This window comes from Exiguobacterium sp. KKT215 (assembly GCF_055635335.1).
This window is the reverse complement of record NZ_CM145756.1, coordinates 1,704,977-1,717,906: the sequence shown is the minus strand read 5'-3', so window position 1 is coordinate 1,717,906 and position 12,930 is coordinate 1,704,977. Positions and strand designations below refer to the sequence as shown.

16 protein-coding genes are annotated in these 12,930 nt (G+C 52.6%); 14 read left to right on the top strand and 2 right to left on the bottom strand.

Going from position 1 to position 12,930, the window contains the following annotated elements; all coding sequences use genetic code 11:
* Nucleotides 1-21: 21 nt before the first annotated feature.
* Nucleotides 22-1,029 (bottom strand): YpdA family putative bacillithiol disulfide reductase, encoded by a 1,008-nt coding sequence (locus ACZ2GZ_RS08950; protein WP_214714073.1) that lies wholly within the window; start codon nt 1,027-1,029, stop codon nt 22-24.
* Nucleotides 1,030-1,065: 36 nt separating this feature from the next.
* Entirely contained in the window at nt 1,066-2,037 is a 972-nt protein-coding gene (locus ACZ2GZ_RS08945; protein ID WP_214713773.1) for an asparaginase, read from the bottom strand.
* A 107-nt stretch (nt 2,038-2,144) separates the two neighbouring features.
* Here ACZ2GZ_RS08945 and prsW point away from each other — a divergent pair, with 107 nt between their 5' ends.
* From prsW to ndk, 14 genes are all read left to right on the top strand, one after another.
* The gene (gene prsW / locus ACZ2GZ_RS08940; protein ID WP_021067187.1) at nt 2,145-2,801 is read left to right on the top strand and encodes a glutamic-type intramembrane protease PrsW; all 657 of its coding nucleotides are present in this window, start codon (nt 2,145-2,147) and stop codon (nt 2,799-2,801) included.
* Nucleotides 2,802-2,820: 19 nt separating this feature from the next.
* A complete protein-coding gene (locus ACZ2GZ_RS08935; RefSeq protein WP_214713771.1) occupies nt 2,821-3,486 on the top strand; it encodes a flagellar brake protein in 666 nt (221 codons plus the stop codon).
* 74 nt (nt 3,487-3,560) lie between these two features.
* The gene (gene cmk / locus ACZ2GZ_RS08930; RefSeq protein ID WP_021067189.1) at nt 3,561-4,238 is read left to right on the top strand and encodes a (d)CMP kinase; all 678 of its coding nucleotides are present in this window, start codon (nt 3,561-3,563) and stop codon (nt 4,236-4,238) included.
* Complete coding sequence (locus tag ACZ2GZ_RS08925) at nt 4,235-4,858, top strand: lysophospholipid acyltransferase family protein (protein ID WP_084158430.1); 624 nt, start codon at nt 4,235-4,237, stop codon at nt 4,856-4,858. Before cmk ends, ACZ2GZ_RS08925 begins: the two co-directional genes overlap by 4 nt.
* Nucleotides 4,859-4,998: 140 nt before the next feature.
* Nucleotides 4,999-6,147: a 30S ribosomal protein S1 gene (gene rpsA, locus ACZ2GZ_RS08920; protein WP_021067191.1), complete on the top strand. Its 1,149-nt coding sequence runs from the start codon at nt 4,999-5,001 to the stop codon at nt 6,145-6,147.
* Between the two features lie 130 nt (nt 6,148-6,277).
* Nucleotides 6,278-7,588: a ribosome biogenesis GTPase Der gene (der, locus tag ACZ2GZ_RS08915; RefSeq protein ID WP_021067192.1), complete on the top strand. Its 1,311-nt coding sequence runs from the start codon at nt 6,278-6,280 to the stop codon at nt 7,586-7,588.
* Between the two features lie 17 nt (nt 7,589-7,605).
* The gene (locus tag ACZ2GZ_RS08910; protein ID WP_021067193.1) at nt 7,606-8,649 is read left to right on the top strand and encodes an NAD(P)H-dependent glycerol-3-phosphate dehydrogenase; all 1,044 of its coding nucleotides are present in this window, start codon (nt 7,606-7,608) and stop codon (nt 8,647-8,649) included.
* Nucleotides 8,650-8,729: 80 nt separating this feature from the next.
* Complete coding sequence (locus ACZ2GZ_RS08905) at nt 8,730-8,930, top strand: DUF2768 family protein (protein ID WP_021067194.1); 201 nt, start codon at nt 8,730-8,732, stop codon at nt 8,928-8,930.
* 3 nt (nt 8,931-8,933) lie between these two features.
* Nucleotides 8,934-9,644, top strand: coding sequence for a hypothetical protein (locus tag ACZ2GZ_RS08900; protein WP_021067195.1), 711 nt, complete (start codon nt 8,934-8,936; stop codon nt 9,642-9,644).
* Nucleotides 9,645-9,753: 109 nt separating this feature from the next.
* Nucleotides 9,754-10,026: an HU family DNA-binding protein gene (locus tag ACZ2GZ_RS08895; protein WP_021067196.1), complete on the top strand. Its 273-nt coding sequence runs from the start codon at nt 9,754-9,756 to the stop codon at nt 10,024-10,026.
* Nucleotides 10,027-10,153: 127 nt separating this feature from the next.
* On the top strand, nt 10,154-10,726 hold the full coding sequence (locus ACZ2GZ_RS08890) for a heptaprenyl diphosphate synthase component 1 (protein WP_029595665.1): 573 nt from the start codon (nt 10,154-10,156) through the stop codon (nt 10,724-10,726).
* Between the two features lie 20 nt (nt 10,727-10,746).
* On the top strand, nt 10,747-11,448 hold the full coding sequence (locus ACZ2GZ_RS08885; RefSeq protein WP_021067198.1) for a demethylmenaquinone methyltransferase: 702 nt from the start codon (nt 10,747-10,749) through the stop codon (nt 11,446-11,448).
* A gap of 3 nt (nt 11,449-11,451) precedes the next feature.
* A complete protein-coding gene (locus tag ACZ2GZ_RS08880) occupies nt 11,452-12,414 on the top strand; it encodes a polyprenyl synthetase family protein (protein WP_021067199.1) in 963 nt (320 codons plus the stop codon).
* A 91-nt stretch (nt 12,415-12,505) separates the two neighbouring features.
* Complete coding sequence (gene ndk, locus ACZ2GZ_RS08875) at nt 12,506-12,922, top strand: nucleoside-diphosphate kinase (protein WP_021067200.1); 417 nt, start codon at nt 12,506-12,508, stop codon at nt 12,920-12,922.
* Nucleotides 12,923-12,930: the final 8 nt, after the last annotated feature.

The window sequence follows — 12,930 nt, the reverse complement described above, 5'->3', positions numbered from 1 at the left end:
CCAGGTCCTCCCTCTCTTTATTTATAATGTGACACCGTTGCGCTCCCGAAGCGTCTCGGCGATCGCTTGGCCATGGAAACGTCCGTTCTCGATAAAAATCTTATTGGCATCGTTTCCGGCAGCGACGACACCGGCGATGAACAAGCCGTCGACGTTCGTCTCGTAAGTCGTCTCGTCGAATGCCGGCACACCGGTCTCTTCATCGACTTGGACCCCGGCATCGGCGAACAGCCCATGGTCGGGCAAGTAGCCCGTCATGGCGAGGACGTGGTCGGTCTCGAGTCGATGTTCTTCACCATGCTGACGATAGACGACATGATGCGGTTCGATCCGAACGATCTCCGCTTCGAGCTCGAGTCGCACCTTGTCGTGACGGACGAGTGAGTCGAACGTCGGCAGTACCCACGGTTTGACGGACGGACTGTAACCGTCCCCGCGATAGAGCACCGTGACATGGGCGCCGGCCTTCTCGAGCTCGATGGCCGCGTCGACGGCGGAGTTTTTCCCGCCGATGACCGTGACGCGCTGCCGATAGAACGGATGCGCCTCTTTGAAGTAATGGGCGACGTGGGGAAGCTCTTCACCAGGCACGTCAAGTCGACGAGGGCGTCCGTAGTAGCCGGTCGCCAAGATGACGTAGTCGGCCTGACGCTCTTTGGCACCGTCCCGGTCGTGTCGGGACCGAACGACGAAACCGTCCTCGGTCCGCTCGACCGCTTCGACCGTCTCGAACGGATGGACATCGAGCCCGGTCCGGCTGACGACTTCCCGATAATAGACGAGCGCGTCTTGCCGTCGTGGTTTCAAATCTTTACAGATGAACGGGATATCCCCGATTTCAAGCAAACTAGCAGACGAGAAGAACGTCTGATGGGTCGGATACCGATAGATGGCATCGACGATATTGCCGCGCTCGATAATCGTGCACGAGATGCCGATGCGTTTCAATTCAATCGCAGCCGACAGCCCACATGGTCCGGCGCCGACGACGATAGCGTGTTTATTCAATGAAATCACCTCATCCCTCATTGTATGGAAGGACGAAACGGTTGGCAAGTCGCCAACTCATTGTTGGAAACTAAAGCTGTGCTCCATGACCGCTTGCGACGACCCAGACTCGAGTTCGACGAGGAGACGCAGTCTCGCTTTTTGTGAGTTCAACCCGTTCGAGAAGATGATGCCCATCTCTTTGAGCTGCTGGCCACCGCCGACGTAGCCGTACACGTCTTGCACGATCCCGTTGAAGCAACGGCTGACGATGACGACCGGCATGCGTTCGACGAGCAGTTCGAGCGCCGGAACGATTGACGGCGGGACGTTACCTTGACCGAGCACCTCGAGGACGAGCCCGTCATAACCGAGCGCGAGTACCGCCTCAATCAAATCTGGGTCCATCCCGGCAACGACTTTCAGCACCGCGACCCGTTTCGTGATCGTCGAAATCATCTTCGGTTGCTTCGTCGTCGGCTGACTATAGATGAGGACATGGTCTTTCGTCACCATGCCGACGTTTCCGAAGTGGACCGATTTGAACGTGTCGACCGAGGACGTATGCGTCTTCGTGACGTTGAAGGCGGAATGAATCTCACCGTTGAAGACGACGAGCACGCCTTTGCCTCGCGCGACATCACTTTGGGCGACCCGAAGCGCCGTGATGAGATTGAATTCGCCGTCGGAGCCGACCTCGTTCGACGAGCGCATCGCCCCCGTCAAGACGATCGGAACCGGGGCGCCGAGCGTGATTTGTAAGAAATACGCCGTCTCTTCGAGCGTATCGGTCCCGTGGGTGATGACGACCCCGTCATATGTATCTTGCGTCAACTGTTGATTGATGAATTGGGCGAGATCGAGCATTTTTTCAGGCGTCATATGCGGGGACGGGATATTTGAAAAGTGCTTCGTCGTGATGTTGGCGATATCCGTCGCTTTCGGCAACGTCGCATCAATTGGATTGACCTCGCTCGGCATGACATGTCCCGACCCCGATTGGGACATGGCGATTGTGCCGCCGGTGTGGATGAGTAATAAATGATTCATAACAGACCTCCAACTTTTTTGTTCGTTTCTTCCAATTTCTAGGCGTGACCTACTTTTTCTTTCCTCTATTTCAGTGTATGCTTAACGTGAGAAAGGAGAGATGCATCATGATTGCAATCGCCTTGTCTGCGGTTGCGCCAGGGTTCGCCCTTCTTTCCTACTTCTATCTCCGGCATGAACTAGAAGCGGAACCGCTCGGCTATGTGATCCGGTCGTTCGTCGCCGGGGCCATTCTCGTCTTTCCGATCATGTTCGTCCAGTATGCGTTCGTGGAAGAAGGGGTGCTCGTGGGCCCGTTTTGGAAGGCGTTCGTGGCCACCGCGCTATTAGAAGAGTTTTTTAAGTGGTTCATGATTTATTATACAATATACATACATAAAGTCTTTGATGATTACTACGACGGGATTCTCTATGCGGTCGCCTGTTCACTCGGCTTTGCCACGTTAGAGAATTTTCTATATTTATGGGTGTACGACTCAATCGAAATCGCGATCTGGCGCGCCGTGCTGCCGGTGAGCGGCCACGCGCTGTTCGCCGTCGTCATGGGGTTTTGTCTCGGCCGGGCCAAACATTCCAACCACGAGCGGTTTTGGTTGTTCACCGCCGTCATGGCGGCCACGCTGTTGCATGGGATGTTCGACTATATCTTGCTCGTCGAACCGATGAACAAAGTTCCGGCTGTCGTCTATATCGTCGTCTTATGGATGGTCGCCTTATTGCTCGTCCGTACCGCCAATCGTTCCAATCATCGCCAATATAAATAGAATAAAGGGGAATCGTTTCATGTTAAAAGTAGGTCAAGAGTTACGGGTGGAAGTCGAAGGGAGAAAAGAAGGAAAGACGAAGATCGCAGCCATTAACGATCAAGTCGTCTGGATCGAGTCCCCGAGTGAAACGGATACGTTAAAGACGTTCTTCTTGCACGAAGACGAATCGATGCGTGTTTATTTCTTTAAAGGAGAAGAGCAACTGTACGCCTTTGATACCGTCGTGTCGAGACGCGTGAGCGATGCGCAGTTGACGCTTCGCTATGCGTTCCCAGTGCCGGATGAGAAGAAAATCAAACGAGTCCAGCGCCGTGAATATTTACGGGTGCCAGAGATGATTCACGTGACCGTGTCTGCGGAAGACGGCCAAGCGTTCCAATCGTTCGAGTCGACATCACTCGACGTCTCGGCCGGGGGAATGCGCATCATCGCCAATCGAGCCCCGGTCGCTGTCGACGAGACGATGATTGTCTCGTTCCATATCGATGACGACCGAGGTATTCCGCAAACGTTCCGCGTCAAGAGCCGCCTCGTCCGCATCCATGAACAGACGGCCAAACAAGAGTTGTCGCTTTGCTTTGAAGAGTTATCACACCGGGACCAGGAGACGATTTTACGTTATTGCTTCCGAGCCCAGCTCGAAGCGAGAAAACGGACCGGCTCCGTATTTTCTTCACGCTAAAAAACTGGTATGATGTTCTCGGAACAAATGACCGAGAGGAGGCGGGTATCGGGATGAGCCGATACCCAATTTTTATGAATAAACCATTACAAATCGCATTAGATGGGCCGGCTGGGGCCGGCAAGAGCACGATCGCGAAAACGCTCGCTAAAAAACTAGGGTACGTCTATATCGATACGGGTGCGATTTATCGCGCCGTCACGTATCGCGCGCTTCAAGACGGCGTCGGTCTCGAAGACGGTCCGATGCTCGCTGAGATGATCGACAAGATGGATTTACGTCTCGTCCCGTCCGAAAACGGTCAACGCGTGTACGATGGCACGGAAGAAGTGACCGATGTCATCCGGACGAGCGAAGTGACGAACAACGTCAGCTTCGTCGCACGCCAGCCGGAAGTACGGGCTGCCCTTATGGATTTACAGCGTGACCTCGCCAGTAAAGGCGGAATCGTCATGGACGGCCGCGATATCGGCACGCACGTCTTACCAGGCGCCGACTTGAAAGTGTTCATGACGGCGACGGTCGAAGAACGGGCCCGCCGCCGCCACGAAGAGAACGTATCGAAAGGATTGCCGAGCGACCTCGAACAATTACAGCTCGAGATCGCCTTGCGCGACAAACGCGATTCCGAGCGTGAGGTCGCCCCGCTTCGTCAGGCCGACGATGCGCATTATCTCGATACGACCGAGCTGTCGATTGACGGCGTCGTCGAGGCAATCGAGCACTTGATGAAGCAGGTGATTGAACGATGAAACCGCTCAACAATGGACCGTTCGGCATGTATCGTCTTGCGGTAGGTGTCGTCAATATCATCCGCAGATTGAGCTTCCGCGTCGAGTATATTGGGCGCGAAAACGTCCCGCTCGACGGTTCGATGATCGTCTGTTCGAACCATCAATCGAACTGGGACCCGGTCATGCTCGCCGGGGCGATGCCGAAACAGCGCCAGCTTCGTTTCTTCGCGAAAAAAGAGTTGTTCGACGTGCCGGTATTGAAACACATTTTGAATCGGGCTGGACAGATTCCTGTGTCACGCGGGGAAGGAGACCGACAAGCACTCCGAGTCGTCTTGCAAAAATTGAAGGAAGACGAGGTCATCTCGATTTTCCCGGAAGGAACGCGGTCAAAAGACGGTACGCTCGGCAAAGCCCAAGCAGGCGTCGGGTTCTTCGCGCTCCGTTCGGACGCGTCGGTACTTCCGGTGGCGATTATCGGGACGTATAAGTTCCGATCGAAGTTAAAGGTCGTCATCGGCCAACCGATCGACATGAGCGGCTTGAAAGCGGACAAGGCGAGCGCCCAAATCGCGGCCGACTTGATTATGACGACAATCGGTGACTTGTACATGCAGCATTCACGGAACGTTCGTTAATTTCAGGTTTAATCTCGCGCCAGGAGAGGAACTAACCTGATAACACCTTGACAAATCTTTCGAATTATAAGAAGTTTATACTAGGTGTAAGCGCCTTAGGGCGCTCCTTTTTGTACTCATCGTGAGGGGGTAGTGTTGGAATGGTCGAAGAAATGAAAGATATGCCTGATTTTGAAATCAATCGAGGTCAAATTGTGACCGGTACTGTCGTCAAAATCGAGGACAAGCAAGCGTTGATCGATATCGGTTATAAAACCGAGGCAATTTTACCAATCAGCGAAGTATCAAGCATGCATTTAGACGATTTAAACGAATCACTCCATGTTAACGACGAAATCCGTGTCAAAGTGAAAAAGGTCACGGACGAAGAGGTGGTCGTTTCGAAGAAAGACGTTGATGCCGAGGCAGCTTGGGATCAAATCGTCGAGAAATTCGAATCCGGCGAAGTGTTCGAAGTCATGGTAAAAGACAAGGTCAAAGGTGGTCTTGTCGTTGACATCGGCATCCGTGGATTTATCCCGGCTTCGCTCGTAGAGAACCATTTCGTCGAAGACTTCTCATCCTACTTGAACAAACCGATTACGGTTAAAGTCGTCGAGATCGACCGCGAGAAAAATCGCGTCATCTTGTCGCATAAAGCGGTTGCCGAAGCGGAAATGAGCGCCAAAAAAGCGGAAACGCTCGAATCACTGGAAGTCGGTCAAATCATCGAAGGGACGGTTCAACGTCTCACAGATTTCGGTGCGTTCGTCGATATCGGCGGTGTCGATGGCCTCGTCCACATTTCGGAAATGGCGCATAGCCGGGTTGAGAAACCGAGCGATGTTGTGACTGAAGGAGATAAAGTCAAAGTGAAAGTGCTTGGACTTGACCTCGACAACGAGAAAGTGAAGTTGTCGATTAAAGAGACGCAGCCTGGACCGTGGGAATCGGTAGAAGGTAAAATTCAGCCAGGTGACGTGATTGAAGGGAAAGTCAAACGTCTCGTCACGTTCGGTGCGTTCGTCGAAGTCGCACCACAAGTTGAAGGTTTGCTCCATATCTCGCAAATTGCGAACCGACACATCGCGACACCATCTGAAGTCTTGTCAGAAGGCCAAGAAGTAACCGTCAAAGTACTCGACGTCCATCTTGACGAGAAGAAAATCTCGTTGTCGATGCGTGCGCTCGAGTCGAGCGATTCATCACGTGGCGACGCGGATCAATCGTTGCTTGACGAGTATAGCGACCAAGGAGGTTTCTCTGTCTCTGAATTGACAGGTGACGAGGCCTCGGACGATTCTAAATAAGACGATCGTTCAAGCGGGAGCCAGACTCCCGCTTCTTTTTGTATGGTCACAGAAATTCGCCTGTGATATGATAGTACAGTTGCAATTAGAAACGATAGACTTATTGAATGAAAGTTAGAGAGGTGTTTATATGGGAATTCCAGCAGTGGCCATCGTAGGCCGCCCGAATATTGGGAAATCCACGATTTTTAACCGGATTATCGGAGATCGCGTGTCGATCGTCGATGATAAGCCCGGTGTAACACGCGACCGCATTTATGGGACGGGTGAGTGGTTGAACCGTAAGTTTCATTTAATCGACACAGGTGGAATCGAGGTCGGTGATGAGCCGCTCCTCGTGCAAATGCGGCATCAGGCCGAGCTTGCGATCGATGAGGCGGACGTCATCGTCTTCATGGTGAACGGACGCGAAGGCATTACAGCAGCAGACGAAGAAGTGGCGAACTTGTTGTTCCGTTCGAACAAACCGGTCGTCCTCGCCGTCAACAAAGTCGACAACTTCGAGATGCGCGAACTCATGTATGAGTTCTATTCACTCGGATTCGGCGATCCGTTCCCGATTTCAGGGACGCACGGTCTCGGTCTCGGGGACTTGCTCGACAAAGTGCTCGACATGGCTCCAGACAAAGACGACTATGAGTACAATGAAGAAGTCATCCAGTTCTCGCTCATCGGACGTCCGAACGTTGGGAAATCGAGCTTGACGAACGCGATTCTCGGTGAAGAACGCGTCATCGTCTCGGACATCGCGGGGACGACTCGTGATGCCATCGATACACCGTTCACACGGGATGGGCAAGAATACGTCATCATCGATACGGCAGGGATGCGCAAGCGTGGGAAAGTGTATGAATCTACCGAGCGCTACAGCGTCATGCGTGCCCAAAAAGCGATTGAACGCTCGAACGTCGTTCTCGTCGTCATCGACGGTGAAGAAGGCATCATCGAGCAAGACAAACGTGTTGCCGGACTCGCCCACGAAGCGGGGAAAGCCATCGTTCTCGTCGTCAACAAATGGGACGCCGTCGACAAAGACGATAAAACGATGAAGAAAATGGAAGAGAAGATTCGTAAAGAATTCTTGTTCCTTGACTATGCACCGATCGTCTTCTTGTCGGCGCTCACGTCGAAACGATTGCAGACACTTCTGCCGGTCGTCAAAGAAGTGGCTGATTCACATCGCCGTCGCATCTCGACGAGCGTCTTGAACGACGTCATCGTCGACGCAGTCGCGATGAACCCGACACCGACGGACAAAGGACAACGACTCAAGATCAACTACGCGACGCAAGTGGCCATCGAGCCGCCGACGTTCGTGTTGTTCGTCAACGATCCAGAGTTGCTTCACTTCTCATACAAACGTTATCTAGATAACCAGATTCGCCGCGCATTTGACTTTACTGGTACACCGATTCATATCGTGGCTCGTCAGAAAAACTAGTAATGGGGGTGCCTCCTATGGCAAAAGTAGCTGTCATCGGCGCAGGGAGCTGGGGAACGGCGATATCGCTCGTCCTCGCTGACAACGGACATGATGTTCTACTATATGGACGTGAGGAAGACCACGTTCATGAAATCAACACGGCCCACACGAACGCGACCTATTTGAAAGACGCACCGTTGCCGACTTCGATTCGGGCGACGACAGACTTGGCGGAAGCGGTCAAAGATCGTTCCATCGTATTCCTCGTCGTCCCGAGTTCGGCGATTCGTCCGGTGTCGCGTGAGTTGAACGCGCTCCTTACGAAACCGGCGGTCATCGTGCATGCCGCCAAAGGAATCGAACCGAAGACGCATAAACGTCTGTCGGAGATTATCGCCGAAGAAATCGACCCGTCGAAACGTCGGGCCATCGGTGTCTTGACGGGACCGACGCATGCCGAGGAAGTGGCCGTCCGTAAATTGACGACCATCACAATCGCTTGCGAGGACTTGGACGTGGCCGATGAGATTCAAGAGTTGCTCACGAACGATCAGTTCCGGGTCTATTTGAATTCGGACGTCATCGGGGCGGAGTACGGGGGCGCACTTAAAAACATCATCGCGCTCGCCGCAGGAATGACGGATGGGCTCGGCTATGGCGATAACGCCAAAGCGGCCCTCATGACACGCGGGATCGTCGAGATCGCCCGGCTCGGGGTCAAACTCGGTGCCAACCCGGCGTCGTTCTCCGGCTTGACGGGAATCGGCGATTTGATTGTCACGGCCACGTCTCAGCATAGCCGTAACTGGCGTGCCGGGAACGCGATCGGTCGCGGCGAGAAGCTCGAGGATGTACTCGGTCAAATGGGCATGGTCGTGGAAGGAGTGCGTGCCTGTGAGGCGGCGCATACGCTCGCTCGGGAAGCCGGTGTCGAGATGCCGATCACAGAGGCCCTCTACAACGTGTTATTCGAAGGTAAGAGCCCACACGATGAAGTACAAAAGTTAATGAGACGCCCGCAGAAGCATGAAATGGAAGAAGTGTTCCATTTCGAAGGCGACGTAGAGCAAAGGGACTGACGTTTTCGTTCAGTTCCTTTGTTTTTTTTGCTACACTAATGTACGGAGCTAGATTTAAAGAGAAAGTCGAGGGGATAGACGTGACACCGTCACTGATCAAGATGTGGATTTCATTTGCGGGCATCGGGGCGTTTGCCATCGCCGCGCTCATGGTGGCAGTCAGCCATACGAAACTAACGGGATGGTTCGCGGCACTCGTCCGCGTCATCGCATTCGTCATATTTTTATTTGGGACGATCATCATGATTTATGTGGTCGCTTCAGGACCGACAGGAGGATAAGACGTGAAACGGATTTTTTTGGTCGCGAGTCTATTGGCGGCGACCGTGCTCAGTGGATGTATGTTCCCAGATTCGAACCGGGTCGATAACGTCCCGTATGAAGACCAACTGAAGTCGGTACAGACGGCCGTCGACTCGTTCAAGGAGACGACCGGGGTGTTGCCGATTAAAACAAGGCCGGCCGAGACGCCACTCATGGAACGTTATCCGATCGAGTTCGCCCGGCTCGTCCCCGGTTATTTAGCCGACCCGCCGGCAAACAGCTTCGAAGGAGGCGGTCTGTTCTTGTACGTCCTCGTGGACGCCGAGACGGAGCCGAAGGTCAAACTCATTGATTTACGTGTGTCAGAAAGCTTGCAACAGTTACAGACGAATATTAACGCGTTCCGGGCCAAAGAAGGCAAGTTCCCGTTTGACGGGTCGCTCGGAAAGAATCAATTCACGATTGATTATGATCTCGTCTTCGTCTCTGAAGAGCCAAGTATCCCAAGTCCGTACACGGAAAACGAGTTGCCGATCTATGTCGACGGGACCGGACAATTATTTGTCGACTACCGTGCCGACTTGGAAGCCGCCCTCGAGAACACGGATGTAGAGCCAAAAGTCGGTGAGGACATTCGGTATTTGCTCTATAATGACTCCCCATTCGCTCCGGCTTATTCGCAAGGGTACACGATTAATGAACAAGGTGAAGTCGAGTTTTTAAACAACTGATTGACTGAGCGGGTCGAATATAGGCCGATTGCTTAAAAAATGTTGTCATATCAACGTTTGTACGATATGATTAATCCCGTAAACTCTCAGTGAGAGGAGGTGAATCGTGATGAACAAAACTGAATTGATCCAAGCAGTTGCGGAGAAAGCAAATGTTTCGAAAAAAGAAGCTACACAAGTTGTAGAAGCTACTTTCGAATCTATCACTGAAGCACTCCAAAACGGTGATAAAATTCAATTGATCGGTTTTGGTACTTTTGAAGTTCGTGAGCGCGCTGCCCGTAAAGGTCGCAACCCACGTACGAAAGAAGATATCGAAATCCCGGCAAGCAAAGTTCCTGCCTTCAAAGCAGGTAAAGCGCTTAAAGATGCGGTCAAATAATGGGCAATACATAAGTCGCCGAAAGGCGGCTTTTTTTGTGTCGGAAAGCGAGTTCACATGGCGTGAATGTGACAAAAATGTGCTATACTATGTCAGAATGACAACGAAGAGGACGAGGGGGGATAGCATGGAACAGATGACATACGAAACCGTTGTCACCGACCTTGCTCGTCAAATCGAAGAACGCATGAACCATCCGTATTTGACGAGACACGAGATTGTACCCGTAGTCGACATGCCTTTACTTCGTTGGATGGTCGAGATGATTGAAATCGAATCGAATCAACAACGTCAGCTCGTGCTTGCGACGTATTTTGCACATCAAGCACTTGAACTGCACGATCAAGTAAAGGAGTGCCCGAACGGCTCGCTCGAGCGGCAACTCAAAGTGCTCGCCGGCGATTTCGCCTCGGCTCAATTTTATAAAATATTGGCACTGTTTCCTGCCGACTATAGCAATCGCTTCGGTCGGTCGGTCCAGCTTGTCAATGGGGCGAAATGTACGCTCGCGCTTGATGCGGACGTATCCGTCACGACTTGGATGGAAGCGAACTTCGGATTGATTAAAACGTTTTCTGAGGTGATAGGTCGGTCCTACTTGACCACATACGGAAAAACGATCATCGAACGAAAGGCGACAGTACTGCGCCAAGATCAACGAGAACAGCTAACGACGCTCCTGGCGCACGCTGTCGCTTAGAACGGAAAGGATGTTACGTATTGCAACCGAAAGAAAAAGAGCAAAAAGTATATGACGTGTTTCAATCAATCTCACCGAGCTACGATACGATGAACTCGATCATCAGTTTCCGTTTGCATAAATGGTGGCGCAAAGCGACGATGCGTCGCATGCAAGTGTTCCCGGGCGCGAAATGTCTCGACGTCTGCTGCGGGACGGCCGACTGGACGATTCAACTCGCCGAGGCGGCTGGTAATACCGGTGTCGTCAAAGGTCTTGATTTTTCCGAGAATATGCTCGCGGTCGGCCAAGAGAAAGTGGCCGATTATCCGACGATCGAACTCATCCATGGTAACGCGATGGCATTGCCGTTCGGGGATCACTCATTCGACTACGTGACAATCGGCTTCGGCCTTCGCAACGTACCGGATTACATGACGGTGCTCCGTGAACTGCACCGGGTCTTGAAACCGGGCGGGACGGTCGTCTGTCTCGAGACGAGCCAACCGACAGCACCGCTGTTCAGCGAACTGTATCGCTTCTATTTCGGCTCGGTCATGCCGTTATTCGGGAAAGTGTTCGCCGGCTCATACGATCAATACAAATGGCTCCAAGAGTCGACCGACCAATTCCCGGACCGGTTGACGCTAAAACGCATGTTCGAGACGGCAGGCTTCGAACAAGTCGAAGTGAAGGCGTTCTCCGGCGGTGCGTGTGCCATGCACCTAGGAAAGAAGTGGTGACCGATGTCTTTGAAGCGACTTTATCGCCACATGAACCGAGAGATTGAGCAGATCGATCGCTTCTTGTCGACGCGGGTCCATACGGATCACCCGGTCATCGAGGCGGCCTCGAAGCAACTGCTTGATGCGGGCGGGAAGCGGATCCGTCCGGCGTTCGTATTGCTGAGCGCTGGTTTCGGGCAAGCGAAAGACATCCGCTTGACGAAAGTGGCGGCGAGTCTTGAACTGATTCATATGGCCTCGCTCGTCCATGATGACGTCATCGATGACGCCACACTTCGCCGGGGCAAACCGACCGTCATGGAACGTTACGATGAGCAGGTCGCGATGTATACAGGGAATACGTTGTTCGGCGAAGCGATTCGACTCGTCTCTGAGGTCGACTCGCCGCGCGTGATGGAAATCATGGCAGACACGATGGAACTGATTTGTATCGGTGAAATCAATCAGATCCAAGACCAATACGACTGGGGCCAGTCCCCGAAACGATATCTCGATCGGATTGCCCGAAAGACGGCGCTCTTGATTGAGACGAGTTGTGCGGCCGGGGCCGTCGTCTCAGGGGCGTCACCCGAAGTCGTCAAACAGCTGCGGCTGTTCGGCTATGACATCGGGATGGCGTTCCAAATGACGGATGATTTGCTCGATTTCACCGCGAAAAGTTTTCAGCTTGGAAAGCCGGTCGGAGAAGATTTGAAGCACGGCCATAAAACGTTGCCGCTCTTCTATTCAGCGGAAGACCCTGAATTCTTTGGTCGGTTGCAGCAAGTCAACCAGTCGTCCGATTACGCGACGACCCATACGCTCGTTCGTGAAGTGCAGCGCAACGGGACGCTCGAGCGAAGCCAACGAACAATCGACCGGTACGTGAACCGGGCGATTCAACGTCTCGATGGCTTGCCGGACGTACCGGACAAGCGCTCGCTCATTGAAATCGCCGAGTATATCGGGAAACGAAAATGGTAACAACCACCTTGTAAACCCTTTCAATAATCAAGATGACCGTGTAAACTAATAAAGTACATGGTACACATATTGATTTAGGGGGATTAGGGGAATGGAAAAAACATTTTTAATGGTAAAACCGGATGGAGTGAAACGCGGTCTGATTGGGGAAATCATCTCGCGCTTCGAAACGAAAGGATATACGTTGAACCGTCTTGAGCTATTGACGCCATCGGTTGAAGTCGCACAATCGCATTATGCGGAACATAAGGAAAAGCCGTTCTTTGGAGAACTTGTCGAATTCTTAACGTCTGGTCCTGTTGTAGCGATGGAGTGGGAAGGCGAAAATATCGTCGCCGTCTCTCGATTGATGATCGGGAAGACGAACCCGTTGGACGCACAACCTGGAACAATTCGTGGCGATTTGGCCTCGACGATGTCACAAAACGTCATCCATGGTTCAGATAGCGTGGAGAGCGCAGAGCGTGAATTGTCACTCTGGTTCGCCACTGAAGCATCACACGTTTGATGACGATA